The sequence below is a fragment of the Streptococcus sp. HMSC076C09 genome, assembly GCF_001837905.1.
Taxonomy (GTDB): domain Bacteria; phylum Bacillota; class Bacilli; order Lactobacillales; family Streptococcaceae; genus Streptococcus; species Streptococcus parasanguinis_I.
Genome location: NZ_KV834640.1, coordinates 20,837 through 46,611, shown reverse-complemented (window position 1 = coordinate 46,611; position 25,775 = coordinate 20,837). Strand labels below are relative to the sequence as shown.

The following is a 25,775-nucleotide window of genomic DNA, read 5'->3' as shown; positions in this document are numbered from 1 at the left end:
ACGAATTACCGATTTCTGTCCCACTCTCTTTTTGTTTGCATTGAAAAAAGTGGCGAAATGGAGTATGATAAACGTGTAAGGATTCCCAAATAGGAGGTATTCAGATGGACTTTCATTTAGATCAAAGTTTAGTAGCTCTTGGTATTGATACGGTTGTGGTCGGAATTGCTAGAAATGTGGATCCCCAAGCAGTCCTGCCCCCTTCTTTTCTTGAAAAGAAGCAAGCAGTTGAACAATGGGCGCTCCAGTGTCAAACAGAAGAAGTAGCGGCATCCCCTGTCATCAAAGGCTATACAGACCTCTTGCAAAAAGTAGGGCGTAGCATCAAGAAAAATCCACCAACAGTCCTTGCTCTTATCCGAAACATCCAGCATCGTGGTGCTCTGCCTCAGATCAATAGCATCATCGATATCTATAATGTCGAATCGCTGAAGTCTTTTCTCGCGATCGGAGGACATGACCTAGATAAGATTGAGGGGCCGATTGAATTTACAGTGAGTCAAAGAGAAGATCTCTTCTTCCCCATCCTTTCTAGCGAAAAGCATGTAGCACCGACAGATCCCGTCTATAGAGATCAAAAAGGAGTTCTGGCTTGGTTGGATGTACGCGATAGTGACCATTACAAATTTGAGGAGACTACGCAAAACGCTCTCTTTGTCATCCAAGGAAATACCGAGACGTCAGTCGAGATGCGTTTAGAAGCGCTAGAACGAATCCACAAGGACCTTGCTCTTTGCATGCCTCAGCTTCAATTTGAGAAATTTCTCGTCACACAAAATGGAGTGGAAAAGGTCGTGTAAACAGCGAAAATCATTTTCATGAATTTTTCAATTTGACAAAGTAATCCATTTGCGGTAAGATATTGTTCGGGCACCTCATTTTGAGGTCGGAGCTCCCTAAGGATTAGGGAGCTATTTTTGTTTTTTCTGCAAAGAGGAATGGCCTCTACAACATTAGAAGAAGAGGAAAGCACATGTCAACAAAATATATTTTTGTCACAGGTGGTGTCGTATCATCCATCGGGAAAGGGATTGTCGCAGCAAGTCTTGGTCGCTTGCTTAAAAATCGTGGATTGAAAGTGACCATCCAAAAATTTGACCCTTATATCAATATCGACCCAGGGACGATGAGTCCTTACCAACACGGGGAAGTATTTGTCACAGACGATGGTGCAGAGACAGACTTGGACCTTGGTCACTATGAACGCTTTATTGATATCAATCTGAATAAGTACTCAAATGTAACGACAGGGAAAATTTATAGTGAGGTCCTTCGTAAGGAACGTCGTGGAGAATACTTGGGAGCAACTGTACAGGTCATTCCTCATATCACAGATGCCTTGAAAGAGAAGATCAAACGGGCAGCGACGACGACGGATTCAGATGTCATCATCACAGAAGTCGGGGGAACAGTTGGAGACATTGAGTCCCTTCCATTCCTTGAAGCTCTACGTCAAATGAAGGCAGATGTTGGTGCTGAAAACGTTATGTACATCCACACCACTCTTCTACCTTACTTGAAGGCTGCGGGAGAAATGAAAACCAAGCCGACCCAACACTCTGTGAAAGAATTGCGTGGTCTTGGAATTCAACCAAATATGTTGGTCATCCGTACAGAAAAACCAGCTGGTCAAGGAATTAAGAACAAGTTGGCTCAATTCTGTGATGTGGCACCAGAAGCTGTCATTGAATCACTGGATGTGGAACATTTGTACCAAATCCCATTGAACTTGCAAGCACAAAATATGGACCAAATCGTTTGTGACCATTTGAAATTGGATGTTCCTGCAGCAGATATGACAGAATGGTCTGCAATGGTCGACAAGGTCATGAACCTCAAGAAGCAGGTCAAGATTTCCTTGGTTGGAAAATACGTAGAATTGCAAGATGCCTACATTTCTGTCGTTGAGGCCTTGAAGCACTCAGGGTATGCCAATGATGCAGAGGTCAAGATTAATTGGGTCAATGCCAATGATGTGACTGTTGAGAATGTGGCAGAACTCCTTGGAGATGCGGATGGGATCATTGTCCCAGGTGGTTTTGGTCAACGGGGAACAGAAGGAAAAATTCAAGCCATCAAGTATGCGCGTGAACAGGACGTACCAATGTTGGGTGTCTGCTTGGGTATGCAGTTAACCTGTATCGAATTTGCCCGTCACGTTTTAGGTTTGGAAGGGGCTAATTCATCCGAATTGGATCCAGAAACCAAGTATCCAATTATCGATATCATGCGGGACCAAATCGATGTGGAAGACATGGGTGGAACGCTCCGTCTCGGTCTTTACCCTTCTAAACTCAAACGAGGATCAAAAGCAGCAGCTGCCTATGACAATCAAGAAGTGGTACAACGTCGCCACCGTCACCGTTATGAGTTTAACAATGCTTTCCGTGAACAGTTCGAAGAAGCAGGATTTGTCTTCTCAGGCGTTTCACCAGACAACCGTTTGGTCGAAATCGTTGAAATCCCAGAAAACAAATTCTTTGTTGCTTGCCAATACCACCCAGAATTGTCAAGCCGTCCAAACCGCCCAGAAGGACTTTACACAGCCTTTATCACAGCGGCAGTTGAAAACCACGATAGCAAATAAAAATCAAGGGATCAGGTCGAGAAACCTGATCCCTTTTTGTGAAAAAATGACAAACCCTGAAAAAAGTTTGAAAAAAATCTTGACAAAAAAGTTGTTGATTGATATACTAGTAAAGTACTCAATCGCGGGGATGGCGGAATTGGCAGACGCGCAGGACTAAGGATCCTGTGACCGCTTTAGGTCGTGAGGGTTCAAGTCCCTCTCTCCGCATCGGATCAAGATAGCTTTGGCTATCTTTTTTTGTTTTCAAATTTCTTTGTGGTAGAATAGGTGTGAGATGAGGTGAGAAAATGAAGAAGAAGTATCTGGTTTTGGTCGATGGCCTCTTTGCACTATTGGGAAGTGCCATTAATTTTTTCGGTCCTATCATGATTTTAGCTATGGCGATAGGCGCATACAAGGATACTTTTAGATATTTTATTGCCTTAAACATATGGAATGTCCTCGTTTTTCTAGCAGCGATTGCTTCTAAGTGTTTGCTCAGAAAAGAGAAAAGGATTAAAAAGTGGATTCCCAATCTTTTCTTGATGGCAGGCTTTATTCTACTTGTTGCGATATTTCTTGCTGTACCTGACACCTTTCCTTTTCTTTTTAGATTGGTAAACGGGCTTCTTGGAAAAATGTTCACCGACAGTCAATTATTTGCTGCTTATTTCTATTCTCAATGGGTTGCAGCGGTATTCCTTGTGATTTGCGGGATTGCCTTTCTCCTTTCACTAAAAAATTTTAAAGAAGAGAATTGAGAGTGGGACAGAAATCGGTAATTCGTTAGAATTCGATTTCGTCGTCCCACCTCCGCACAGTTGAGTAGGGCTGTAAAAGCTGATGAAATCAGCGTAGTAGAGCCCACTCAACCACTGCGTCTTGCTCGACAATCCAAAAATAATTGAGAGGCTAGGACTTTTGTCCCACTCTCTTTTCCTTATTTGCTAGGATGAAAGTCTTAGGAGTTAGGAGATTCCACCCTATTTATCGTAAGAAAGCGCTTAAAGACACAGGAAAAACTAGCAATTTCATCTAAAAAGTGATAAAATAAACAATGTAAGTGGGATTAACCCCATAAAAATTTATAGGAGGCCTATAACAAATGGCAATCGTTTCAGCAGAAAAATTTGTCCAAGCAGCTCGTGACAATGGTTATGCAGTTGGTGGATTTAACACAAACAACCTTGAGTGGACTCAAGCTATCTTGCGTGCAGCAGAAGCTAAGAAAGCTCCAGTACTTATCCAAACTTCTATGGGTGCTGCTAAATACATGGGTGGTTACAAAGTATGTAAAGCCCTTATTGAAAACCTTGTAGAATCAATGGGTATTACTGTACCAGTTGCTATTCACCTTGACCATGGTCACTACGACGATGCTCTTGAATGTATCGAAGCTGGTTACACTTCAATCATGTTTGACGGTTCACACCTTCCAGTTGAAGAAAACCTTAAATTGGCGAAAGATGTCGTTGAAAAAGCTCATGCTAAAGGTATCTCAGTAGAAGCTGAAGTTGGTACTATCGGTGGTGAAGAAGACGGTATCATCGGTGACGGTGAATTGGCACCAATCGAAGACGCTAAAGCAATGGTTGCTACAGGAATCGACTTCTTGGCGGCAGGTATCGGTAACATCCACGGTCCTTACCCAGCAAACTGGAAAGGTCTTCACCTTGACCACTTGCAAAAATTGACTGAAGCTGTTCCAGGATTCCCAATCGTATTGCACGGTGGATCAGGTATCCCTGATGATCAAATCCAAGCAGCTATCAAACTTGGTGTTGCAAAAGTTAACGTGAACACTGAATGCCAAATCGCATTTGCAAATGCTACTCGTCAATTCGTACGTGAATACGATGCAAACGAAGCAGAATACGACAAGAAGAAACTCTTCGACCCACGTAAATTCTTGAAACCAGGTTTCGAAGCAATTACTGCAGCTGTTGAAGAACGTATCGACGTATTCGGTTCAGAAGGCAAAGCTTAATTAAAAACAGGAAAGCAAGGTCCCATGTGGATCTTGTTTTTTTGTTTGGGAAAGGTTGCTTCCAGGGGTTAATTTTTGTACAATATGCCTATGAAAAAATTCAAACTGTGGAGCTGGATCGTTTGTGGCTTTCTCCTGATCTTTTTAGGTGCTACATTTGTTTTTCATCAATTTAGTTTACGAAATGAAAGTAAGCTTCTCACACCCATTGGTAAACAAGTTACAGTCAATGGACATCGAATGAATGTCTCTGTTAAAGGAGAAGGACCTCAAACAATCGTTTTTCTTTCCGGTGCAGGTATCGCCTCTCCTATCCTAGACTTTAAGAATCTATCAGATCCCCTATCCAAAAAATACAAGGTTGTTGTCGTGGAGCGAGCAGGATATGGTTTTAGTGAAGATAGTGATCGTTCAAGAGATGTGATGGAGGTCCTTTCTGAGACCCGTCAAGCTTTGGCGCAAGCTCATGTTTCAGGTCCTTATGTGATTATTTCGCATTCTATGGCTAGTTTAGAGAGTCTTGCTTGGCAGGAGAAGTTTCCTGATGAAGTGAAAGCTTTGATTGGTTTAGATTGGGCATTGCCATCAAGTTATGAAGATTTAAAGGAGAATCAGACCTTGCTCACTGTGGCATATTGGAGCAGCAAGATTGGCTTATTACGCTACTTTCCTGAGTCCTTATATATAAAAAATCAAACTCTGATCGAAAGTGAACGAAAACAATATAAACTTCTAGCTTATAAGCAGTTGATGTCACAAGCTATGTTTCATGAATCGCGTTTGGCAAAGGAAAATGCCAAGAAAGTTCCATCTAGCATTAATCCGAAAATTCCAGCCTTACTCCTGGTTTCTAACGGTGAAGGCACGACCTTTAGCCAATCAGAGTGGCAACTTTATGCAGAGAGATTTGCAAGCGACCAGTCTAATGTTCAAGTCGACTATATGGATGCGCCTCACGACCTCTATCATTATCAAAGCGATGCTATTGTTTCTCGCATTAAAGAATTTTTAGAGAATAATTGAGGGCTTAAAAATCCATTGAGACTGATGATAATAATTGAAAGGTAATGACTTATGAATAATTCTTATATTTTACTTAGACATGCTCATTCAAGATTTTCAAGTGATGATTTTAATAGAACTTTGTCAGAAAAAGGATTTTCATCTCTTAATCAGTTAGATTTTTTGAATTCTTTTAATATTGATTATTATTTTTCTAGTCCTTATAAACGAGCATTTGAAACGATTAATAGCTCGCCAATTCAATTTGATAAAATAGTTCTTGATAATCGGTTACGAGAGCGAAAATTATCCTCAAGATTTATTGAAGATACTGAGTTTGAAAAAACAATTCAATATTTATGGCAAAATCCAGATAAATCTCTTATTGGAGGAGAGTCCAATCGAGAAGCATTAAATAGAATTTTAGATTTATTTGAGGACTTGGAAGAAAGGTACTCAGATAAAACCATTTTACTGAGTTCTCATGGAAATTTGCTAGGAATCTTAATCAATCATTTTGATTCAAGTTTTGATTATAAAAAATGGGGACAGATGACTTTTCCAGATTGCTTTCTAGTTGACAAAGATAAGAGTGTGAAAAGAATTATGAAAGTTACATCTAGGTAATCATTTAGTTCAATCTATGTGATTTTATTTTCTGTTATTACAAATAGAATTGAAGGAAAAATAGCCATGATATTCGATCAGTCCTTGCAAGCCTACCTACATGAAGTAGATGATGTTCTTGTAGCTTGGGAAGAAAAACCAAGTGGAAACTTTGAGATGGAAGCTCAGTTGCTTGCAGCCAATTACCATAAAAATCTTTACCGTATTCTTGCATTTATACTGCCTCATTTACAAGAATTTTATGGGTATTTCACAGATGAAGAAGCTACTGAAAAATTGGGTAAACCCATCATCGAGCCAGAAAGACAAACCGTTACTTTCTGCGATCAAACTTTTGATGATATTCATATCTTTTCTTTTGACTATCAGGGGCAGGCATTTGAGAGTCTGGAGAATTTTGCCATTGATGGTTAAGGTCTGTTTTCAGTTTTAAAAAGAAGGAGAGAGACTGATGAGTACTGCTGATTTTGTCTTTATTGAGAGTAAAGACCCCATATTCCTAGATTTACAAGCCTTTTGTACTGCTTTGAGAGAAAAATTTCCAGGTATTTTGATCAGAGAAAGGACGAATCCTGAAAAAGCTTACTCGCTTTCTTGGGATTATCAAAGTCCTCAGCTTACTTTGGAAAGTTCACTGAGTAGCAAGAAAAATGTTTTTGTGATTGATTACTTTGATTCAACGAACAGGTTACAAGATTATGCCTCCTATATCATCTGGCTTCGGAAATGGTTTCCACCTGAAGAGAAAGTTTCCTTTTGTGATGAAGGTTATGAGTATGTGTTTGAACTTCCTAGTGATTTATCCCAAAAGGAGTTGGAAAACTACTTACGAACAAGGTTTGATGAGTGAAGAAGAAGTTCAAAAACGAATAATGATATGGAAAAGTTGAAAAGGAGAATCAGATGCTTACTAAAGATGATATGTTAGTTGCTTTGCATGATGCAATTACTGAAGACCAAGAATTTGAGTTGGCAGACGAGATTGTAGATGCCATGGAGGCTTACCCTCAACCCTTTGATTTGGTTGACCCCGTCTTAGACTTTATTTCCAAGCATCCAGAAGTAGATTTTGGAGCTCCAGGTGAGTTGGTTCACTTTGTGGAGCGATTTTATCATCAAGGCTATGAGGAATTATTGATGGAGTCAGTTCTAAAAAGTCCAACTGTGCATAACATCTGGATGCTTCATCGATGCTATAATGACAATGATCCAAATCTAGTCCGGCAGATTCAGACTTTGGTTGGAGAACTGAAGAAGGATAAGACTCTTGATTCACAAGTAAGAAGCATGATTGAAGACTTAACTTGGTAGAGGGAGGTGATGCAGCATCACCTTTTTATCTTTTCTTAGGGATAAAAATTTTCGATATAAATTAACACTTGTTTTCCGTAGACATTTGCACTATAAAAGGGTGTTATTAGGGCTTTCTTTCCTTATGTTGAAAAAGAAGGCAGTTTTTTTGGTATTTTAAGGAAACGATGAAACCAGAATTTTTGCTTAAAAGTATTATTTTAAGAGAAAAATTTCTCATTTCATAATCAATAAGCAAACGCTTGCATTCCTTTTTTTATTGGATTATAATAGGTTGGTATAAAGCCTTCTGTAATAATATTTAGAAAGTGTAGAAAGTAAGGATTTAGAATATTTGTGGTCAAAAATACAATGTTGCTTCTTACGATAGGGAGATAGATATGGCAATGATAGAAGTGCAACATCTTCGGAAAAATTTTGTGAAGACAGTTAAGGAGCCGGGTTTAAAGGGAGCCTTGCGCTCCTTTATTCATCCTGAAAAGCAGACCTTTGAAGCGGTCAAGGATTTAACTTTTGAAGTTCCAAAAGGGCAGATTTTAGGATTTATCGGGGCAAATGGTGCTGGGAAGTCAACCACCATCAAAATGCTGACAGGGATTTTAAAACCGACATCTGGTTTTTGTCGGATTAACGGCAAGATTCCGCAGGATAATCGCCAAGATTATGTCAAGGATATTGGAGTCGTTTTCGGACAACGCACCCAGTTATGGTGGGATTTGGCTCTGCAAGAGACCTACACGGTTTTGAAAGAGATCTATGATGTACCGGACTCGCTTTTCCATAAGCGTATGGACTTTTTGAATGAAGTTTTGGATTTGAAGGAATTTATCAAGGATCCTGTGCGGACTCTTTCACTAGGTCAACGGATGCGGGCGGATATTGCGGCTTCCTTGCTTCACAATCCCAAAGTTCTCTTTTTAGATGAACCGACTATTGGTTTGGATGTGTCGGTCAAGGACAACATTCGTCGGGCCATTACCCAGATTAATCAGGAGGAAGAGACAACTATTCTCTTGACTACTCATGATTTGAGTGATATTGAGCAACTCTGTGATCGGATTTTTATGATTGATAAGGGGCAAGAGATTTTTGATGGAACGGTTAGCCAGCTCAAGGAGACCTTTGGAAAGATGAAGACTCTCTCCTTTGACCTGACGCCAGGTCAAAATCATCTCCTCTCTCATTATGAGGGCTTGCCTGATATGTCCATTGATAGACAAGGAAATACTCTCAATATTGAATTCGATAGTTCCCGCTACCAGTCGGCCGATATTATCAAGCAAACCTTATCTGATTTTGAGGTCCGTGATTTGAAGATGGTAGATACGAATATTGAAGATATTATCCGTCGCTTCTACCGAAAGGAGCTCTAAGATGGTCAAATTGTGGAGACGTTATAAACCCTTTATCAATGCGGGGATTCAGGAGTTGATTACCTATCGAGTCAACTTTATTCTCTATCGGATTGGTGATGTCATGGGGGCTTTTGTGGCCTTTTATCTCTGGAAGGCAGTCTTTGACTCCTCTCAGGAGCCTTTGATTCAGGGCTTCAGTATGGCAGATATCACTCTCTACATCATCATGAGTTTTGTGACCAATCTGTTGACCAGGTCTGATAGCTCCTTTATGATTGGGGAGGAGGTCAAGGATGGCTCCATTATCATGCGCTTGCTGAGACCAGTGCATTTTGCGGCCTCTTACCTTTTCACCGAACTTGGCTCCAAGTGGTTGATTTTTATCTCTGTTGGCCTGCCATTTTTAAGTGTCATTGTTTTGATAAAAATCTTATCTGGGCAAGGTATTCTAGAGGTGCTGGGATTAACTGTCCTTTATCTCTTTAGCTTAACTCTGGCTTATCTGATTAACTTTTTCTTTAATATCTGCTTTGGATTTTCAGCCTTTGTATTTAAAAATCTTTGGGGTTCCAACCTACTTAAGACTTCCATAGTGGCCTTTATGTCTGGGAGTTTGATTCCCTTGGCTTTCTTTCCAAAGGTCATTTCAGATATTCTGTCCTTCTTACCTTTCTCATCCTTAATTTACACTCCGGTCATGATTATTGTTGGGAAATACGATGCTAGTCAGATTCTTCAAGCACTTTTGCTTCAGCTTTTCTGGCTTATAGTGATGGTGGGCTTGTCTCAGTTGATTTGGAAACGAGTCCAGTCATTTATCACCATTCAGGGAGGTTAGTATGAAAAAATATCAACGCATGCATCTGATTTTTATCAGACAGTACATCAAGCAAATCATGGAATACAAGGTAGATTTTGTGGTTGGTGTGTTGGGAGTCTTTCTGACTCAAGGCCTGAACCTCTTGTTTCTCAATGTCATCTTTCAACACATTCCCTCCCTAGAAGGTTGGACTTTTCAAGAAATTGCCTTTATCTATGGATTTTCCTTAATTCCAAAGGGACTAGATCATCTCTTTTTTGACAATCTCTGGGCTTTAGGTCAACGACTAGTTCGAAAAGGGGAGTTTGACAAGTATCTGACTCGTCCTATCAATCCCCTATTTCATATTCTGGTTGAGACCTTTCAGATTGATGCCTTGGGTGAACTCTTGGTCGGTGGCATTCTATTAGGAACAACAGTAACTAGCATCTCTTGGACTCTTCCAAAATTCCTGATTTTTCTAGTCTGTATTCCTTTTGCGACCTTGATTTATACTTCTTTAAAAATCGCGACAGCTAGCATCGCTTTTTGGACCAAGCAGTCAGGTGCCATGATTTACATTTTCTATATGTTTAATGATTTTGCCAAGTATCCTATTTCTATTTACAATTCGCTCCTTCGTTGGTTAATTAGCTTTATTGTACCTTTCGCCTTTACGGCTTACTATCCTGCCAGTTATTTCTTGCAGGACAAGGATGGGCTCTTTAACATTGGTGGTTTGATTCTAATTTCCCTTGTCTTCTTTGTTATTTCTTTGAAACTATGGGACAAGGGCTTAGATGCCTACGAAAGTGCGGGTTCGTAATAGGAAGAATCTCAAAGCCTTGTCTCAGGAAAGGCTTTTTCTAATGGAGATGAAAATTTCTTGACATCTATTCTCAGAGTGCTATACTAAGAAGGTAATCGCCGATTTAGCTCAGTTGGTAGAGCAACGCACTCGTAACGCGTAGGTCACAGGTTCGATCCCTGCAATCGGCATAGGAAGAAACGGCTTTGAAGGAGCGAGACGACGAATGATGGTGATAACCGATTCGTTCTGTCTCGCTCTTTTTTTGACCGCATAGGCGCCATTTTTGACCGCTTAGTCAAAAGTCCTTGTCTCCATAGGGGCTCTTTGCTATCATAGAATCATCAAAGGAAGCAATACTTCCAATTAATAAAAACGAGGTATACGATGATGAAAAAATTACTTGGACTTGGATTTATTCTGGCAGCTCTTGCGGTTGTCACAATGGGAATGGTTGGCTTTCCAAAGATCGATGTGAATATCTGGCCTTTATTCCCCGTTCTCTTATTTGCTTTCTTTACGCTTGAAAATCTGTTGAAACAGGACTACAAGGCAAGTGTCATCTGTGCTTTAATTGCTCTGATGATTGCAAACGCGATCTACGATCTCTTGCCGGTTTCAAATGGCTTAGTGATCACAGCGGGTGTCCTTGCTTGCGTGGGTCTTAGTTTTCTTTTACCGGATAAGAATAGCAACAAATAAAGAAAGAGAGTGGGACAGAAATCGGTAATTCGTTAGAATTCGATTTCGTCGTCCCACCTCCGCACAGTTGAGTAGGGCTGTAAAAGCTGATGAAATCAGCGTAGTAGAGCCCACTCAACCACTGCGTCTTGCTCGACAATCCAAAAATAATTGAGAGGCTAGGACTTTTGTCCCAGCCTCTTTACTTCTCAAAAACTACCTCTTGATGGGGAAAACGTGCCACTTACTGAAAAGCCCTTGTTTTGTTTTCAACAGCTGTTATAATGGTACTATCAAAACGTTGGGAAAGGAGTTTTATGAAAGTTAGAATCGAATTGGATCCATCAACGGATGAGCCTGAGATCTTGATTCGAGCTCCGCGCTTGACCCCGGAATTGACCCAGCTGCAAGAGAGAATCCTAGAACAAAAGGTCGCTCCTTTGGCCTTCTACAAGGATCGAAGTGAGTATTTTCTGGATTTGGCATCTATCCTCTTTTTTGAGACGGACGGGGAGAAGATTTTTGGACACACCAAGGACGAGGCCTATGAGGTCAAACAGAAGCTCTATGAGTTGGAGGAGCTACTTCCCATCGCCTTTTGTCGAATTTCCAAATCCACCATTGTCAACGCAAAGCAGATCTATTCTCTAGAAAAGTCTTTTTCAGGGACCAGCACGGTCAATTTCTACCAGACCCATAAGCAGGTTCACGTATCTAGACGCTACTATCAACTCTTAAAAGAACGACTAAATGAAATGAGGTAATATCATGAGAAAAAAATTAATTGGAGTATTCTTAATCCTTTTAGCAGCCTTAATCCTTTTACAGGGCTATTTTGTAAAATGGGACATCAGCATCTGGACCTTAGCTTGGGTTACCTTGCTTGCCGTTCTGTCCCTCTCTAGTTTCTTAAAACGCCATTTTGGTTGGGGCTTCATCTATGGACTTTTAGCCCTCTTTTGTCTCAATGGGCAATACCATTTCCTCCCAGTTTCAAATTCAGTTGTCATCCTTTCCTCAATTCTCGCTGTGATTGGGCTCAACATTTTGTTTAAACCCTCTAAGAAAACAAAAGCCCGCCTAGCTTCCTATTCTGCTGGGTCCATGAGTAAGTCGGATGGCAATGACATTGATGTCACTTTTTCAACAGTGACAAAATATCTCAATGACCAACACTTTACCCGCGGAAGTGCAGATGTGAGTATGGGAGAAGCATCGGTTTATTTTGACAATTGCCGCATCGAGGGTCCATCTGCTCAGTTTGTTGTCGATGTTTCCCTTGGAAGTTTGAGTCTCTATGTACCAAGTGATTGGCGTGTCCATGTAAATGTGGATAATTCCCTCTCAGCGATCCAACATCAGGAAAATCCAAGTGCTCTGACAAGCAAGGATTTCTACATTACGGGCGATGTTTCCTTAGGAAATCTGGAAATTATCTATGTCGGAGCGAATTCGTTTTCTTAAGTCTGAAATGAAAAACTTTGGCCAAAAGCTTGCCAAGAGAGATTTTTTTTGGTAATATAGTACGGTATGTGGTGCTAGCACATCCGTTATATTAGATCTAATAGGAGGAAACACAGAAATGGCTAAAGTATGTTATTTCACAGGTCGTAAGACTGTATCAGGTAACAACCGTTCACACGCTATGAACCAAACAAAACGTGCCGTAAAACCAAACCTTCAAAAAGTAACTGTCCTTATCGATGGTAAACCTAAAAAAGTTTGGGCTTCAGCTCGTGCATTGAAATCTGGTAAAGTAGAACGCGTTTAATAAAGAATATAGAACCTCATAGAGGTTCTTTTCTTTTTCTCTAGAGACAGCTGTCACAGCGGGAGAAGAATAGTCCCTACCCTTTTACAGTTGACCTCTTTTATGGTAAAATAGAATATAAAATACTTTTGAGGTAGAAATTATGACAGTAAAAATCAATACAAAGGACGGTCAAATTGAATTGACTGATGAGGTTATCGCAACTGTTGTAGGCGGTGCCGCTACTGAGATCTTCGGTGTGGTTGGAATGGCCAGCAAAAATGCGATCAAAGATAATTTCCAAGCCCTCCTAGGGAAAGAAAACTTCTCTAAAGGTGTTGTTGTCAAAACAACGGAAGCAGGAACTATCGCAGTTGATGTTTACACTGTTTTGAGCTATGGAACAAAGATTAGCGAAGTCTCAAAAAATATTCAAGAACGTGTGAAATTTAGTTTGGAAAATCAACTTGGAATCACTACGGATACTGTGAATGTCTATATTCAAAATATCAAGATTGTGGGAGAATAATCGTGGCTAATATTACTACAAGTTTATTTCAAGAAATGGTTCAAGCGGGGGCTACGCGCTTAAATAAACAAGCGGAATATGTAAACTCTTTGAACGTCTTTCCTGTACCAGATGGAGATACAGGGACTAATATGGGAATGACCATCGAAAATGGGGCCAAAGAAGTATCTGACCGTTCTGCATCAACTGTTGGAGAAGCGGCAGGGATCTTCGCTAAAGGTCTCTTGATGGGTGCGCGTGGGAACTCAGGAGTCATCACTTCTCAATTGTTCCGCGGATTTTCTCAAAGTGTCAAAGACAAAGAAGAATTGGATGGAGCAGCACTTGCAGCAGCCTTCCAGTCTGGTGTAGAAGTTGCTTATAAAGCCGTTATGAAGCCGGTTGAAGGAACCATTTTGACGGTTTCTCGTGGGGCAGCTATCGGGGCCAAGAAAAAAGCAGAATCTACCAACGATGCAGTAGAAGTCATGCGTGCAGCTCTTGAAGGAGCTAAAACAGCTCTTGCGAAGACTCCAGATATGTTGCCAGTCTTGAAAGAAGTTGGCGTGGTAGACTCTGGTGGTCAAGGGTTGGTCTTCATCTATGAAGGATTCTTGTCAGCCTTGACAGGTGAATTCATTGCTTCTGAAGAGTTCCAAGCAACACCTGCAACCATGTCAGAAATGATCAATGCAGAGCACCACAAGTCAGTTGCTGGTCATGTGGCTACTGAAGACATCAAGTTTGGTTACTGTACAGAAATCATGGTCGCTTTGAAACAAGGTCCAACCTATGTCAAAGACTTCGATTACGATGAATTCCGTAACTATTTGAACAACCTTGGGGATTCCCTATTGGTGGTGAATGACGATGAGATTGTCAAAGTTCACGTCCATACAGAAGATCCAGGTCTTGTCATGCAAGAAGGTCTTAAGTACGGAAGCTTGGTCAAGGTCAAAGTCGACAACATGCGCAACCAACACGAAGCGCAAGTTGAAAAAGAAGAGCGCCAAGCGAAGCCAGTTGAAGAAAAAGAATATGCCATCATCGCAGTCGTTGCGGGTGACGGATTGGCTGATATCTTTAAAGCGCAAGGAGTGGATTACATCATCTCTGGTGGTCAAACCATGAACCCATCAACAGAAGACTTTGTCAAAGCGGTTGAAGAGTTGAATGCACGCAACATTATTATCTTGCCAAACAACAAAAATATCTTGATGGCTGCTCAATCTGCAGCAGAAGTGATTGATCAACCTGCAGCAGTTGTTGAGACCAAGACCATCCCTCAAGGATTGACTAGTCTTCTTGCCTTTGATGAAAGCAAGTCGATCGAAGAAAACTACGAACGCATGAGCGCTTCATTGGGCGATGTTGTGTCTGGTAGTGTGACAACAGCGGTTCGCGATACCACTATTGATGGGCTTGAAATCCATGAAAATGATAATCTTGGAATGGTCGATGGCAAAATCGTTGTTTCAAATCCAGATATGCTGGAAACCTTGGAAGAAACATTCGCTCATATGTTGGATGAAGATAGTGAAATTGTGACCATCTATGTCGGTGAAGACGGCAGTGAGGAGTTGGCAAACGAATTAGCCCAAGCCCTTGCTGAGAAGTATGAGGATGTAGAAGTGGAAATCCACCAAGGAGGCCAACCAGTCTACCCATACTTGTTTAGTGTAGAATAATTGAACAGAAGGTTCCTTTCGGAACCTTTTTTGTATATAGAAAAATGAGGAGATTCCCTATGAAATCAGCGTGATTCAGAGGGATTGAGACTGAAGTGAACCCTCCACTGAGGCTTTATTCGTGAGAAAAAGGAGTTTCTGCAAAAAGTCTCACATTCATCAGATTTTTATTCAAATGGAAAAGCTTGAAATGAGGGGGAAATGGTTTGAGCAGTGGAGTTTTTAGACAAGAAAGACGCGATATGTTATACTGGTATCAGTATGTGAAAGGAGAGTTATAAAAATGAAGAAATTTTTTGTAACCCTTGGGCTAGCCATTTTGGTATTGACTGGTTGTTCGCAATCCCAAACAAAGAAAACTACAACCGCTAGCTCATCTAGCAGTTCCTCTGTTAAAAAAGAAGTAAAAAATGAAGAAAAAACCACAACCTTAGTAGGAGATATCAATGGAACAAAACACCGGGATATCATCAAGTCTAAGGGAGATAAGGTTGAAAACCTTCGCATCGAAGTGACGGCTGATCTGCCCCAACAACTTGGGACCATCGCAGCAGAAAAGTCACCTGAAGAGCTCACAGCAGCCATTCAAGCTTTGCTGGAACAAAATGAAGACTATAAGAAGCTAAAAACCGTTCCCGGTTTTAGTTTGGAATACACAGTCACCCCAGAGAAAAAATTGCTCTCAACCAGTGTGATTGACCTCAACCAAATTGACGCCAAGTCTCTAGAAGAAATTTCTTACTTCAAAGATGCTGGTCTCAATGATTTGAAAAACATGAAGGCAGATGCCTTGGTCAAGGCCTTGAAACTGCATGGCATGAAAGAAGAAGGTCAGTAAGAAGAATAGAAAAAGTCGAGTGAAGTCACTTGGCTTTTTTTAGTGACTTTTGTCATGTGAGCGAGTGACAAAATTATCTAGTGGCTGTTATTTTCTTTCGCTATAATATAGTCAGAAAGTAAGAGGTAAGGAAAAATGAAACAATGGTTCTATAAAGTGTTTACGTTAACAGTGGTGGGGATGGTCGTCTATTTGATCTTTTCAAAGGATGATAGTCTCTATTACCATTTTCCTTGGGAATTATTTGCTGGGATTGGCATCATGAGCTGGGCGGTTCAAGAAGGATTGAAAATGATCAAGGCGGTTAAAAAGGAGATGGAGCAATGAAAACAACGGGAGTAACCCTGGTTGTTTTTGCCATCATTCCGGCCGTTTAAGCCTGGTTGAAAGGAGAGTATCATGAGCGTCATTAGAGTAGAGAACTTGAAAAAAAGTATCAAAGGAAAAGTCATTTTAGAAGATCTTTCTTTTGCAGTTGAACGGGGGGATTGTCTGTCCTTGATCGGGCCAAACGGAGCTGGGAAAACAACCTTGATGAACTGTCTTCTGGGAGATAGGAAGGCGACTTCTGGGATTATTGAAGTAGAGGGGAAGGCACCTGGTCATCCTCAGTTAAAGGCTAGTGTGTCCTATCTCCCTCAAGAGAATTCCATCGTTCAAAAGTTAACCGTGCAGGAACTGATCAACTTCTTTCGCTCTATTTATCCCCAACCCTTAACAGGGGAAGAAATCGATGATTTATTACGTTTTAGCTCAGAACAAAAGAAGCAATTGGCTAGTAAGTTGTCTGGTGGTCAAAAGCGTCTCTTATCTTTTGTTCTAACCTTGATTGGTCGTCCTAGCTTACTTTTCTTAGATGAGCCAACTGCGGGGATGGATACGTCCACTCGCCAACGCTTTTGGGAGATTGTTGGGCATTTAAAGGAAGAAGGTGTAACCATTGTCTATTCTTCACATTACATCGAGGAAGTAGAGCACACGGCCGATCGAATTTTGGTCTTGCATCAGGGGCATTTGCTTCGGGATACGACGCCGCTAGCTATGAGAAGCGAAGAGGTAGAAAAACATTTTACCCTGCCTTTGCGCTACCAAGCTCTAGTGGCAGAGATGGAAGACATTGGTGAAGTGGTCATTAAACCCGATGCTCTTCAGGTTGTGACACGGGATGCTAATCGTTTGTGGAGGCGATTGCAAGAAGAAGGATGTTCGATCCAAGAAATCGAAGTAACCAATCGAAGTTTATTGGATTCTATTTTTGAAAATACAAAGGAAGTAGGTAGAGAAGATGAAACGCATGAAAGCTCTCGGCGTGGTTGAGTGGCATTTGACCAGTCGCCAAGCCATTTATTACTTGTTATCAATTGGGATGCCCACGGCCTTTTATCTCTTCTTTTCAGGGATGTACCAGGACACACCAGGGGCACCCGCTCACTTTATGAGGGATTATCTCCTTTCTATGACGGCATTTTCTATGATGTCTACGGCTATCTTTTCTTTTCCAACCGTTCTTGAAACCGATCGACTCAATAATTGGCAAAAAGTCTTGCGCCATACCCCCGTATCTATGGTAGAATATTATCTAATAAAGGTTGTGGGTCTCTTTGTCGATTTTCTCCTATCGATTGTAGTTGTCTTTACCGTGGGCCATGTGGTGCGGCATGTGAATATGCCCCTACAGGATTGGGTCTTAGCAGCCTTTATTCTCATCCTAGGAAGTCTAGCTTTTGTGGCTCTCGGTCTGGTTTTGACCCTGCTTCCTTCCAGTCAATTGATGTCTGTTGTGGGCAATCTCCTTTACATGGGGCTGGCTGTCATGGGTGGTCTTTGGATGCCCATTAGCCTCTTTCCAGAATGGATGCAAGCCATCGGCAAATGCCTACCAACCTATCAATTGATGGAACTGATCAAGACCTTTTTAAACAAGGGGCAGGTCAATGTCTTTGCGAGTGTCTATTTAACTTTGTTTACCCTGGTCTTGTTTGCCCTTGTTATCGTCTATCGTCGTCATTCTGAGGTTCGTTCATGATTGAAAAACTCAAACATATTCACCATATGTTTTACGTAGGCTTAATCTTTATGGCCTTTCCCTTTGCTTCTATTTTCTTAGGGCAGATTCCCTGGTGGCATTTCTTTTTAGCCATCTTCTTTATGATAAGCTATCTAGGAATCCTCATTACTGAAAATAAGAAACTGACCTGGCTTTTTTGGATTTATCTTCTACTTTATATTGCAGGAAATACCTTTTTTGTTGGAACTAGCTTTTGTTGGTTTTACTATTATCTGAGCAATATTTTGCTCTATCGTTTAGGGATTCGCGATTTTCGCTCGCCCTTTCTTTGGACGGCTGTTGGATCACTACTGATCCTTTTTGGAGCCCTGTTATTTAATAGGGAGATGAGAGAAAATGATTGGCTTTTTGTACTGATCATCTGCTTGTTCATCGCGATTATGACCTATAGTATGGCCCGGGCTGAGATGATGGAAGAGTTGAAAGCTGACCATGCCAAGCAAAACGCCCAGATCAATCTCTTACTAGCAGAAAACGAGCGCCATCGGATTGGCCGTGATCTACATGACAGTCTGGGCCACACCTTTGCTATGCTCAGTGTCAAGGCAGACCTGGCTGATCAATTCTTAGCATTGGGTCAGGTTGAAAAGGCCCAGGCCCAGGTGCAAGAGATTCAAGCCATTAGTCAAGAGTCCATGCACCAAGTCCGAGAGATTGTGGAGAACTTGAAGCAGCGAACCCTGGCAAGAGAGCTAGAAACCGTCAAGCAAATGCTGGAAGTGGCTCAAATCAAAGTTGAGATTCAAAATGAGCTTGATACAGCCAGCATCTCGCCGATTCTAGAATCTACTCTGGCCATGGTATCTCTGGAATTAGCTACCAATATGATCAAACACGCTAAAGCGACGCAGGCCCTTCTCTCTTATCGCTCCACCGAGACAGGTGTGGAAATGGTCGCAGAAGATAATGGCATCGGCTTTGCCACAGTCTCCGATAAAGACCTGCACTCGATTCGCGAACGGATTGCCTTGTTGGGAGGAGAGCTGGAGATCAGTCATCAACACAAGCCGACCCGGATAGAAATACGGATCCCCTATCAAGAAAGGAAATAAGATGCGTTTATTAGTTGCTGAAGACCAAAGTATGTTGCGCGATGCGCTCTGCCAGCTCTTGCTCCTACAAGAGGATGTGGAAGATGTCTTGCAGGCTGGCGATGGACAAGAGGCCATTCGTTTACTCGAAACACATCCAGTCGATATTGCGATTTTAGATATCGAAATGCCCATCAAAACAGGGTTAGAGGTGTTGGAATGGGCTAAAAGTCAACAACCCCAGCTCAAGGTCGTCATCGTTACCACTTTTAAGCGGCCGGGCTATTTCGAGCGGGCCCTCAAGGCTGGAGTGGATGCCTATGTCTTAAAAGAACGCCGCATTACGGATTTGATGGCGACTCTTCATGCAGTATTAGCAGGGCAAAAAGAATATTCGCCTGAATTAATGGAAGGGATTTTAACCCATCCCAATCCTCTAAGCCCTCAAGAAAAGGCAGTTTTAAAAGAAGTCGCAAAAGGGGCTTCTAACCAAGAAATTGCTGATCGCTTATTTCTCTCAAACGGGACCATCCGCAATTATATGTCAACCATTCTGACCAAATTGGATGCGGAAAACCGGACTGAGGCAGCAAAAATTGCCCATGAAAAGGGTTGGTTATAAGGAAGAAAAGTTTCTAGGATTTCCTAGAGACTTTTTTTCTGATAGACCTAGCATTTTTAGAAAAACTCTCATTATTCGAATTTGGATAGAAAATTCAGAAAATTTACTATTTTTCCTTGAAATATTTTCTAAAAATGGTATGATAGTAGCATGCTAATTTGATATACAAAGTACTGGAAAGGAGAGACATGGAGAAAATTACCTTAGAAACTGCAAAAACCGGTTCAGAGCTCGTTCTTGAAACCCTGCGTGATTTGGGCATTGACACGATTTTTGGTTATCCTGGTGGAGCGGTTTTGCCTTTATACGATGCCATCTATAGCTTTGAGGGTATCCAGCATATCTTGGGTCGTCATGAACAAGGATGCTTGCATGAGGCTGAAGGCTACGCTAAATCAACTGGAAAGCTGGGTGTCGCAGTCGTCACTAGTGGACCGGGGGCTACAAATGCCATTACAGGGATTGCAGATGCCATGAGCGATAGCGTTCCCTTATTAGTCTTCACTGGTCAAGTCAATCGTGCTGGGATCGGGAAAGACGCCTTTCAAGAAGCGGATATCGTGGGAATTACCATGCCCATCACCAAGTACAACTATCAAGTACGTGAGACGGCAGATATTCCACGAATTATCACAGAAGCTGTCCATATTGCGACGACCGGCCGTCCTGGCCCTGTGGTAATTGACCTTCCAAAGGATGTGTCTGCTTTAGAGACAGATTTTATCTATGAACCAAGTGTGAAGCTTCCAAGCTACCAGCCTACCATTGAACCCAATGAATTGCAGATCAAAAAGATTTTGAAGCAATTGAGTAAGGCTAAAAAACCAGTTCTTCTTGCTGGTGGTGGCGTGAGTTACGCTGGAGCTGCAAAAGAGTTGATTGCTCTAGCAGAGCGCTATCAGATTCCAGTAGTGACCAGTCTGTTAGGTCAAGGAACGATTGCGACCAGTCATCCTCTTTTCCTAGGGATGGGAGGGATGCACGGATCCTTCGCGGCTAATATCGCCATGACAGAGACGGATTTCATGATCAGTGTTGGTTGTCGATTTGATGACCGTTTGACAGGGAATCCAAAGACTTTCGCTAAAAATGCTAAGGTTGCCCATATCGACATTGATCCTGCAGAGATTGGTAAGATCATTGCTGTCGACATTCCTGTTGTTGGCGATGCAAAGAAAGCCTTGCAACAGTTGCTAGCAGAGCCAACGGTTCATAACAACACAGAAAAATGGATCGAAAAGGTGACCCAAGATAAGAACCGGGTTCGTTCATACGACAAGAAAGAACGGGTTGTGCAACCACAAGCTGTGATCGAACGCATCGGAGAGTTGACCAAGGGGGACGCTATTGTCGTCACAGACGTTGGACAACACCAAATGTGGGCAGCTCAATACTATCCTTACCAAAATGAGCGCCAATTGGTGACATCTGGTGGTCTAGGAACGATGGGATTCGGTGTTCCTGCAGCTATCGGAGCGAAAATTGCCAATCCAGATAAAGAAGTTGTTCTCTTTGTCGGAGATGGTGGTTTCCAAATGACCAATCAAGAATTGGCAATCTTAAATATTTATAAGGTTCCGATCAAGGTCGTTATGCTCAACAACCACTCGCTTGGAATGGTCCGTCAATGGCAAGAAGCCTTCTATGATGGTCGGACGTCAGAGTCAGTCTTTGATAGCCTTCCAGATTTCCAATTGATGGCGCAAGCCTACGGGATCAAGAATTATAAATTTGATAATCCTGATACTCTGGAGAAGGATTTGGAAGTCATCACAGAAGATGTACCAATGTTCATCGAAGTAGACATTTCTCGGAAAGAGCATGTCTTGCCGATGGTACCAGCTGGTAAGAGTAATCATGAGATGTTGGGGGTGAAGTTTAATGCGTAGAATGTTAACAGCCAAACTTCAAAACCGCTCAGGTGTTCTGAACCGCTTTACTGGAGTCTTGTCGAGACGTCAAGTCAATATCGAAAGCATCTCTGTTGGCGCAACAGAAAACCCTAATGTATCGCGGATTACCATTATCATTGATGTTGCTTCGCATGATGAAGTAGAGCAAATCATCAAACAGCTCAACCGCCAGATTGATGTGATTCGCATTCGTGATATCACTGACAAACCACACTTGGAGCGCGAAGTTATCCTGGTGAAAGTTTCTGCACCAGCTGAGAAGCGGGCAGAAATCTTGGCCATTATTCAACCTTTCCGTGCGACCGTGGTCGATGTGGCCCCAAGCTCTATCACCGTTCAAATGACGGGAAATGCAGAAAAGAGCGAAGCCCTCATTCGTGTTATTCGACCTTATGGGATTAAAAACATCGCCCGCACCGGTGCAACCGGATTTACTCGAGATTAATTCTCGCCTTAACATTGTTAACCCCGCCTTAAAAAGGCAAATAATAAAATAGAAAAGAGATTTTACTTATGGCAGTTCAAATGGAATACGAAAAAGACGTTAAAGTACCAGCACTTGATGGTAAAAAGATCGCCGTTATCGGTTATGGTTCACAAGGTCATGCCCACGCACAAAACTTGCGTGATTCAGGTCATGATGTGATCATCGGTGTGCGTCCTGGTAAATCATTCGATAAAGCAAAAGAAGATGGTTTTGAAGCTTACCCAGTTGCAGAAGCAACTAAATTGGCTGATATCATCATGATCTTGGCACCAGACGAAATCCAAAAAGATATCTACAAAGATGAAATCGCTCCAAACTTGAGCGCTGGTAAAGCTCTCGGATTTGCTCATGGTTTCAATATCCACTTTGGTTACATCAAAGCTCCTGAAGACGTAGATGTCTTCATGGTTGCACCAAAAGGACCAGGTCACTTGGTACGTCGTACTTACACTGAAGGATTTGGTGTACCAGCACTTTACGCTGTCTACCAAGATGCTACTGGTAACGCCAAAGACATCGCAATGGACTGGGCAAAAGGTGTTGGTTCAGCACGTGTTGGTCTTCTTTCAACAACCTTCAAAGAAGAAACAGAAGAAGATTTGTTTGGTGAACAAGCCGTTCTTATGGGTGGTTTGACAAGCTTGATCGAAGCTGGATTTGAAGTTTTGACAGAAGCTGGTTATGCCCCTGAATTGGCTTACTTCGAAGTACTTCACGAAATGAAATTGATCGTTGACTTGATCTACGAAGGTGGCTTCAAGAAAATGCGTCAATCATGTTCAAATACTGCAGAATTTGGTGATTTTGTAACTGGTCCACGTGTTATCGGTCCAGAAGTAAAAGAAAACATGAAAGCTGCCCTTGCTGATATCCAATCAGGTAAATTTGCGCGTGAATTCGTTGAAGACCACGATGCTGGTTTCCCACGTTTGAAAGCCTTCCGCAAACAAGCTGAAGAACTTGAAATTGAAAAAGTTGGTGCTGAATTGCGTAAAGCAATGCCATTCGTTGGTCAAAACGACGATGACGCCTTCAAAATCTACAACTAATTGTCTGTAGAAGACTAAGCAAGTTGGGACACCCTGGCTTGCTTTTTTGATCAATACACAGCAACAGAGGTAAGAAATGATAACAGCAAAAGATGTGGCCAAGGCCCATAAAATATTAAGTGGAGTCGTTGTCAATACGCCCCTTGAATACGACCACTATTTATCTGAAAAATATGGGGCAAAGATTTATTTGAAAAAAGAAAACGCCCAACGTGTTCGTTCGTTTAAGATTCGTGGAGCGTATTTTGCAATTTCTCAACTCTCAAAAGAAGAGCGTGAGCGTGGGGTAGTGTGTGCATCTGCGGGAAACCACGCGCAAGGGGTTGCTTATACTTGTAATGAAATGAAGATTCCAGCGACCATCTTCATGCCGATTACAACACCGCAACAAAAGATCGGCCAAGTCCGCTTCTTTGGTGGGGATTATGTAACAATTAAGTTGGTTGGGGATACCTTTGACGCGTCAGCTAAGGCGGCACAAGAATTTACTCTTGCAGAAAAACGGACCTTTATTGACCCGTTTGATGATCCAAACGTACAGGCTGGTCAAGGAACAGTGGCCTACGAAATCCTTGAGGAAGCTCGAAAAGAATCGATTGCTTTTGATGCAGTTCTCGTTCCTGTTGGTGGAGGAGGCCTCATTTCAGGTGTCTCAACCTATATCAAAGAAACAGAACCTAGGATTGAGGTCATTGGGGTAGAGGCTGAAGGGGCGCGCTCCATGAAGGCTGCTTTTGAAGCAGGGGGCCCAGTCAAATTACCAGAAATTGATAAATTTGCGGATGGGATTGCCGTGCAAAAAGTGGGACAATTAACCTATGAAGTAACCCGTCAGCATGTGGAAACCCTGGTTGGGGTTGATGAAGGTTTGATTTCAGAGACTTTGATTGATCTTTATTCTAAGCAAGGAATTGTTGCCGAACCAGCGGGAGCTGCTAGTGTGGCATCTCTAGAGATCTTGCGCGAATACATCAAGGGTAAAACGATCTGTTGTATTATCTCAGGTGGGAATAATGATATTAACCGCATGCCTGAAATGGAAGAACGTGCCTTGATCTACGATGGAGTGAAACACTACTTTATCGTAAACTTCCCACAACGTCCAGGGGCCCTTCGCGAGTTTGTAAATGATATCTTAGGGCCAAATGATGATATCACACGTTTTGAATACATCAAGCGCGCTAGTAAGGGAACAGGCCCTGTCTTGATTGGGGTCACTTTAGCCAATAAACATGACTATGCAGGCTTGGTCAACCGTATCGAGCGTTTTGATCCGTCTTTCATTAACTTGAACGGCAATGAAACACTCTATAATATGCTCGTCTGAGTATCATACAGAAACAATCGACCATTTAAGCAATATATTTTTAAGGAATATATTGCTTTTTTATCAATACTTGTGATATGATATGCGTAAATTAAAAGGAGGAACTTTTTATGCCTGGATTTATTATCTTTTCTTTATTCTTGCTACTGGTTGCAGGATTCATTGTGATTAGCTCACTATATGTGGTCAAGCAACAATCCGTTGCCATCATCGAGCGCTTCGGACGTTATCAAAAAATTAGCGATAGTGGTATTCATATGCGAGCGCCTTTTGGTATCGATAAAATTGCAGCACGAGTTCAGTTGCGCGTCTTGCAGAGTGAGATTGTGGTTGAAACAAAAACTCAGGATAACGTATTCGTTACCATGAATGTGGCAACCCAATACCGAGTGAACGAAAGCAACGTAAAGGATGCCTACTACAAGTTGATGCGTCCAGAATCACAGATTAAATCATACATTGAAGATGCTTTGCGTTCTTCTGTTCCCAAGTTGACCTTGGATGAATTATTTGAGAAAAAAGATGAAATCGCCCTTGAAGTTCAAAAACAAGTGGCAGAAGAAATGTCAACTTATGGATATATTATTGTAAAAACCTTGATCACCAAAGTTGAGCCAGATGCCGAAGTGAAACAATCCATGAACGAGATTAATGCGGCGCAAAGAAAACGCGTGGCGGCTCAGGAATTGGCAGAAGCAGACAAGATCAAGATCGTTACTGCTGCCGAAGCTGAGGCGGAAAAAGACCGCTTGCACGGGGTCGGTATTGCCGAGCAACGGAAGGCTATTGTCGATGGATTGGCAGACTCTATTAAAGAGTTAAAAGGCGCGAATGTAGACTTGACCGAAGAACAAATCATGTCAATTCTCTTAACCAACCAGTACTTAGATACCTTAAATAATTTTGCAGATAAAGAAGGGAATAATACGATTTTCCTACCAGCAAACCCAGATGGTGTCGAAAACATTCGTACACAAATATTATCCGCCTTGAAAGCAAAGTAAACTTTTTATCATTTTTTAAAAAAGGTTCGTATTTTCAGCGATTTTAGTTGACAAAATGTGCAAAACAATTTATATTAGTATTGGAAATAATAATATAGGAGAAAGATCATGGCTAAATCGAACTTTGAAAAAGTAGAATCAGTTGTTGGATGGGTACGCGATAAGAAAATTACAGGGTATCGTATCAGCAAAGAAACAAATGCCCGTGAAATGTCTATCATTGCCTTGGCTCAAGGACGTGCAAAAGTGAAGAATATCTCGTTTGAAACTGCACTTGGATTGATTGATTTTTATGACAAAAATCATCAAAAATTCGAAGATTAATTTGTTGTTCCAATTGAAAACCAGAGA

General features: G+C 41.7%; 30 protein-coding genes and 2 tRNA genes. All 32 read left to right on the top strand.

The annotated features are described in order from the left end of the window. Positions 1 to 104 precede the first annotated feature (104 nt). Positions 105 to 800, top strand: a complete 696-nt coding sequence (locus HMPREF2704_RS04110) for a B3/B4 domain-containing protein (protein ID WP_024056236.1) — start codon at positions 105 to 107, stop codon at positions 798 to 800. A gap of 173 nt (positions 801 to 973) precedes the next feature. Beyond that, on the top strand, positions 974 to 2,587 hold the full coding sequence (locus tag HMPREF2704_RS04105; RefSeq protein WP_024056237.1) for a CTP synthase: 1,614 nt from the start codon (positions 974 to 976) through the stop codon (positions 2,585 to 2,587). Positions 2,588 to 2,711: 124 nt separating this feature from the next. Next, positions 2,712 to 2,797, top strand: a tRNA-Leu gene (locus HMPREF2704_RS04100). An 80-nt stretch (positions 2,798 to 2,877) separates the two neighbouring features. Beyond that, the gene (locus tag HMPREF2704_RS04095; RefSeq protein WP_024056238.1) at positions 2,878 to 3,330 is read left to right on the top strand and encodes a hypothetical protein; all 453 of its coding nucleotides are present in this window, start codon (positions 2,878 to 2,880) and stop codon (positions 3,328 to 3,330) included. A gap of 344 nt (positions 3,331 to 3,674) precedes the next feature. Further along, the gene (locus HMPREF2704_RS04090) at positions 3,675 to 4,556 is read left to right on the top strand and encodes a class II fructose-bisphosphate aldolase (protein ID WP_003004573.1); all 882 of its coding nucleotides are present in this window, start codon (positions 3,675 to 3,677) and stop codon (positions 4,554 to 4,556) included. Positions 4,557 to 4,640: 84 nt separating this feature from the next. Then, the gene (locus HMPREF2704_RS04085; protein ID WP_049506405.1) at positions 4,641 to 5,579 is read left to right on the top strand and encodes an alpha/beta fold hydrolase; all 939 of its coding nucleotides are present in this window, start codon (positions 4,641 to 4,643) and stop codon (positions 5,577 to 5,579) included. 51 nt (positions 5,580 to 5,630) lie between these two features. Next, positions 5,631 to 6,185 (top strand): histidine phosphatase family protein, encoded by a 555-nt coding sequence (locus HMPREF2704_RS04080; protein ID WP_024055415.1) that lies wholly within the window; start codon positions 5,631 to 5,633, stop codon positions 6,183 to 6,185. 66 nt (positions 6,186 to 6,251) lie between these two features. Beyond that, positions 6,252 to 6,599 carry a hypothetical protein gene (locus HMPREF2704_RS04075; RefSeq protein WP_024055414.1) on the top strand — a complete coding sequence of 116 codons (348 nt, stop codon included), beginning with the start codon at positions 6,252 to 6,254 and terminating at the stop codon, positions 6,597 to 6,599. A gap of 37 nt (positions 6,600 to 6,636) precedes the next feature. Continuing rightward, positions 6,637 to 7,035, top strand: a complete 399-nt coding sequence (locus tag HMPREF2704_RS04070; RefSeq protein ID WP_021154464.1) for a hypothetical protein — start codon at positions 6,637 to 6,639, stop codon at positions 7,033 to 7,035. A 53-nt stretch (positions 7,036 to 7,088) separates the two neighbouring features. After that, positions 7,089 to 7,496: a hypothetical protein gene (locus HMPREF2704_RS04065; RefSeq protein WP_014712923.1), complete on the top strand. Its 408-nt coding sequence runs from the start codon at positions 7,089 to 7,091 to the stop codon at positions 7,494 to 7,496. Positions 7,497 to 7,876: 380 nt separating this feature from the next. Then, positions 7,877 to 8,869, top strand: coding sequence for an ABC transporter ATP-binding protein (locus tag HMPREF2704_RS04060; protein WP_049506407.1), 993 nt, complete (start codon positions 7,877 to 7,879; stop codon positions 8,867 to 8,869). 1 nt (position 8,870) lies between these two features. Beyond that, a complete protein-coding gene (locus HMPREF2704_RS04055) occupies positions 8,871 to 9,689 on the top strand; it encodes an ABC transporter permease (RefSeq protein WP_049506408.1) in 819 nt (272 codons plus the stop codon). 1 nt (position 9,690) lies between these two features. Further along, complete coding sequence (locus HMPREF2704_RS04050) at positions 9,691 to 10,476, top strand: ABC transporter permease (RefSeq protein WP_049506409.1); 786 nt, start codon at positions 9,691 to 9,693, stop codon at positions 10,474 to 10,476. A gap of 100 nt (positions 10,477 to 10,576) precedes the next feature. After that, positions 10,577 to 10,649, top strand: a tRNA-Thr gene (locus HMPREF2704_RS04045). A 199-nt stretch (positions 10,650 to 10,848) separates the two neighbouring features. Continuing rightward, positions 10,849 to 11,160 (top strand): LiaF transmembrane domain-containing protein, encoded by a 312-nt coding sequence (locus tag HMPREF2704_RS04040; protein ID WP_049506410.1) that lies wholly within the window; start codon positions 10,849 to 10,851, stop codon positions 11,158 to 11,160. Between the two features lie 296 nt (positions 11,161 to 11,456). Further along, on the top strand, positions 11,457 to 11,903 hold the full coding sequence (locus tag HMPREF2704_RS04035) for a LytTR family DNA-binding domain-containing protein (protein WP_049505908.1): 447 nt from the start codon (positions 11,457 to 11,459) through the stop codon (positions 11,901 to 11,903). A gap of 4 nt (positions 11,904 to 11,907) precedes the next feature. Beyond that, positions 11,908 to 12,603: a LiaF transmembrane domain-containing protein gene (locus tag HMPREF2704_RS04030; protein ID WP_013904689.1), complete on the top strand. Its 696-nt coding sequence runs from the start codon at positions 11,908 to 11,910 to the stop codon at positions 12,601 to 12,603. A 118-nt stretch (positions 12,604 to 12,721) separates the two neighbouring features. Further along, positions 12,722 to 12,910: a 50S ribosomal protein L28 gene (gene rpmB / locus HMPREF2704_RS04025; RefSeq protein ID WP_001140948.1), complete on the top strand. Its 189-nt coding sequence runs from the start codon at positions 12,722 to 12,724 to the stop codon at positions 12,908 to 12,910. A gap of 142 nt (positions 12,911 to 13,052) precedes the next feature. Beyond that, positions 13,053 to 13,418, top strand: a complete 366-nt coding sequence (locus HMPREF2704_RS04020; RefSeq protein WP_003004393.1) for an Asp23/Gls24 family envelope stress response protein — start codon at positions 13,053 to 13,055, stop codon at positions 13,416 to 13,418. A 2-nt stretch (positions 13,419 to 13,420) separates the two neighbouring features. Continuing rightward, complete coding sequence (locus HMPREF2704_RS04015) at positions 13,421 to 15,085, top strand: DAK2 domain-containing protein (protein WP_061591343.1); 1,665 nt, start codon at positions 13,421 to 13,423, stop codon at positions 15,083 to 15,085. A gap of 283 nt (positions 15,086 to 15,368) precedes the next feature. After that, positions 15,369 to 15,923 (top strand): SP0191 family lipoprotein, encoded by a 555-nt coding sequence (locus tag HMPREF2704_RS04010; RefSeq protein WP_023919327.1) that lies wholly within the window; start codon positions 15,369 to 15,371, stop codon positions 15,921 to 15,923. A 135-nt stretch (positions 15,924 to 16,058) separates the two neighbouring features. Then, positions 16,059 to 16,250 carry a hypothetical protein gene (locus tag HMPREF2704_RS04005; RefSeq protein ID WP_014712940.1) on the top strand — a complete coding sequence of 64 codons (192 nt, stop codon included), beginning with the start codon at positions 16,059 to 16,061 and terminating at the stop codon, positions 16,248 to 16,250. Positions 16,251 to 16,322: 72 nt separating this feature from the next. Further along, on the top strand, positions 16,323 to 17,240 hold the full coding sequence (locus HMPREF2704_RS04000) for an ABC transporter ATP-binding protein (RefSeq protein ID WP_070845753.1): 918 nt from the start codon (positions 16,323 to 16,325) through the stop codon (positions 17,238 to 17,240). Further along, positions 17,209 to 17,949, top strand: a complete 741-nt coding sequence (locus HMPREF2704_RS03995) for an ABC transporter permease (RefSeq protein WP_070845751.1) — start codon at positions 17,209 to 17,211, stop codon at positions 17,947 to 17,949. Before HMPREF2704_RS04000 ends, HMPREF2704_RS03995 begins: the two co-directional genes overlap by 32 nt. Next, entirely contained in the window at positions 17,946 to 19,043 is a 1,098-nt protein-coding gene (locus HMPREF2704_RS03990) for a sensor histidine kinase (RefSeq protein ID WP_070845749.1), read from the top strand. The genes HMPREF2704_RS03995 and HMPREF2704_RS03990 overlap by 4 nt, the downstream gene beginning before the upstream one ends. Position 19,044: 1 nt before the next feature. Continuing rightward, positions 19,045 to 19,644, top strand: coding sequence for a response regulator transcription factor (locus tag HMPREF2704_RS03985; RefSeq protein ID WP_049523041.1), 600 nt, complete (start codon positions 19,045 to 19,047; stop codon positions 19,642 to 19,644). A gap of 188 nt (positions 19,645 to 19,832) precedes the next feature. Beyond that, positions 19,833 to 21,533, top strand: coding sequence for an acetolactate synthase large subunit (locus HMPREF2704_RS03980; protein ID WP_023919317.1), 1,701 nt, complete (start codon positions 19,833 to 19,835; stop codon positions 21,531 to 21,533). Continuing rightward, positions 21,526 to 22,002, top strand: a complete 477-nt coding sequence (gene ilvN, locus HMPREF2704_RS03975; protein ID WP_023919316.1) for an acetolactate synthase small subunit — start codon at positions 21,526 to 21,528, stop codon at positions 22,000 to 22,002. The genes HMPREF2704_RS03980 and ilvN overlap by 8 nt, the downstream gene beginning before the upstream one ends. A 68-nt stretch (positions 22,003 to 22,070) precedes the next feature. Next, entirely contained in the window at positions 22,071 to 23,093 is a 1,023-nt protein-coding gene (gene ilvC / locus HMPREF2704_RS03970; protein ID WP_003004157.1) for a ketol-acid reductoisomerase, read from the top strand. Positions 23,094 to 23,169: 76 nt separating this feature from the next. Beyond that, positions 23,170 to 24,420, top strand: a complete 1,251-nt coding sequence (ilvA, locus tag HMPREF2704_RS03965; protein ID WP_049475094.1) for a threonine ammonia-lyase IlvA — start codon at positions 23,170 to 23,172, stop codon at positions 24,418 to 24,420. A gap of 110 nt (positions 24,421 to 24,530) precedes the next feature. Then, positions 24,531 to 25,424, top strand: coding sequence for an SPFH domain-containing protein (locus tag HMPREF2704_RS03960; RefSeq protein ID WP_049505898.1), 894 nt, complete (start codon positions 24,531 to 24,533; stop codon positions 25,422 to 25,424). Positions 25,425 to 25,532: 108 nt separating this feature from the next. Beyond that, on the top strand, positions 25,533 to 25,748 hold the full coding sequence (locus HMPREF2704_RS03955; protein WP_003004771.1) for a capsule biosynthesis transcriptional regulator: 216 nt from the start codon (positions 25,533 to 25,535) through the stop codon (positions 25,746 to 25,748). The last annotated feature ends 27 nt before the right edge of the window (positions 25,749 to 25,775 follow it).

Bases quoted from the DNA above. Each gene is read 5' to 3' on its own strand.
- HMPREF2704_RS04050 (WP_049506409.1), top strand. From the start codon at position 9,691: ATGAAAAAATATCAACGCATGCATCTGATTTTTATCAGACAGTACATC.
- HMPREF2704_RS04000 (WP_070845753.1), top strand. From the start codon at position 16,323: ATGAGCGTCATTAGAGTAGAGAACTTGAAAAAAAGTATCAAAGGAAAA.
- HMPREF2704_RS04105 (WP_024056237.1), top strand. From the start codon at position 974: ATGTCAACAAAATATATTTTTGTCACAGGTGGTGTCGTATCATCCATC.
- rpmB (WP_001140948.1), top strand. From the start codon at position 12,722: ATGGCTAAAGTATGTTATTTCACAGGTCGTAAGACTGTATCAGGTAAC.
- HMPREF2704_RS03980 (WP_023919317.1), top strand. From the start codon at position 19,833: ATGGAGAAAATTACCTTAGAAACTGCAAAAACCGGTTCAGAGCTCGTT.
- ilvN (WP_023919316.1), top strand. From the start codon at position 21,526: ATGCGTAGAATGTTAACAGCCAAACTTCAAAACCGCTCAGGTGTTCTG.
- HMPREF2704_RS04065 (WP_014712923.1), top strand. From the start codon at position 7,089: ATGCTTACTAAAGATGATATGTTAGTTGCTTTGCATGATGCAATTACT.
- HMPREF2704_RS04110 (WP_024056236.1), top strand. From the start codon at position 105: ATGGACTTTCATTTAGATCAAAGTTTAGTAGCTCTTGGTATTGATACG.
- HMPREF2704_RS04085 (WP_049506405.1), top strand. From the start codon at position 4,641: ATGCCTATGAAAAAATTCAAACTGTGGAGCTGGATCGTTTGTGGCTTT.
- HMPREF2704_RS03995 (WP_070845751.1), top strand. From the start codon at position 17,209: ATGAAACGCATGAAAGCTCTCGGCGTGGTTGAGTGGCATTTGACCAGT.
- HMPREF2704_RS04070 (WP_021154464.1), top strand. From the start codon at position 6,637: ATGAGTACTGCTGATTTTGTCTTTATTGAGAGTAAAGACCCCATATTC.
- HMPREF2704_RS04060 (WP_049506407.1), top strand. From the start codon at position 7,877: ATGGCAATGATAGAAGTGCAACATCTTCGGAAAAATTTTGTGAAGACA.
- HMPREF2704_RS04075 (WP_024055414.1), top strand. From the start codon at position 6,252: ATGATATTCGATCAGTCCTTGCAAGCCTACCTACATGAAGTAGATGAT.
- ilvC (WP_003004157.1), top strand. From the start codon at position 22,071: ATGGCAGTTCAAATGGAATACGAAAAAGACGTTAAAGTACCAGCACTT.
- HMPREF2704_RS03985 (WP_049523041.1), top strand. From the start codon at position 19,045: ATGCGTTTATTAGTTGCTGAAGACCAAAGTATGTTGCGCGATGCGCTC.
- HMPREF2704_RS04035 (WP_049505908.1), top strand. From the start codon at position 11,457: ATGAAAGTTAGAATCGAATTGGATCCATCAACGGATGAGCCTGAGATC.
- HMPREF2704_RS03960 (WP_049505898.1), top strand. From the start codon at position 24,531: ATGCCTGGATTTATTATCTTTTCTTTATTCTTGCTACTGGTTGCAGGA.
- HMPREF2704_RS03990 (WP_070845749.1), top strand. From the start codon at position 17,946: ATGATTGAAAAACTCAAACATATTCACCATATGTTTTACGTAGGCTTA.
- HMPREF2704_RS04055 (WP_049506408.1), top strand. From the start codon at position 8,871: ATGGTCAAATTGTGGAGACGTTATAAACCCTTTATCAATGCGGGGATT.
- HMPREF2704_RS03955 (WP_003004771.1), top strand. From the start codon at position 25,533: ATGGCTAAATCGAACTTTGAAAAAGTAGAATCAGTTGTTGGATGGGTA.
- HMPREF2704_RS04040 (WP_049506410.1), top strand. From the start codon at position 10,849: ATGAAAAAATTACTTGGACTTGGATTTATTCTGGCAGCTCTTGCGGTT.
- HMPREF2704_RS04010 (WP_023919327.1), top strand. From the start codon at position 15,369: ATGAAGAAATTTTTTGTAACCCTTGGGCTAGCCATTTTGGTATTGACT.
- HMPREF2704_RS04020 (WP_003004393.1), top strand. From the start codon at position 13,053: ATGACAGTAAAAATCAATACAAAGGACGGTCAAATTGAATTGACTGAT.
- ilvA (WP_049475094.1), top strand. From the start codon at position 23,170: ATGATAACAGCAAAAGATGTGGCCAAGGCCCATAAAATATTAAGTGGA.
- HMPREF2704_RS04005 (WP_014712940.1), top strand. From the start codon at position 16,059: ATGAAACAATGGTTCTATAAAGTGTTTACGTTAACAGTGGTGGGGATG.
- HMPREF2704_RS04030 (WP_013904689.1), top strand. From the start codon at position 11,908: ATGAGAAAAAAATTAATTGGAGTATTCTTAATCCTTTTAGCAGCCTTA.
- HMPREF2704_RS04095 (WP_024056238.1), top strand. From the start codon at position 2,878: ATGAAGAAGAAGTATCTGGTTTTGGTCGATGGCCTCTTTGCACTATTG.
- HMPREF2704_RS04080 (WP_024055415.1), top strand. From the start codon at position 5,631: ATGAATAATTCTTATATTTTACTTAGACATGCTCATTCAAGATTTTCA.
- HMPREF2704_RS04090 (WP_003004573.1), top strand. From the start codon at position 3,675: ATGGCAATCGTTTCAGCAGAAAAATTTGTCCAAGCAGCTCGTGACAAT.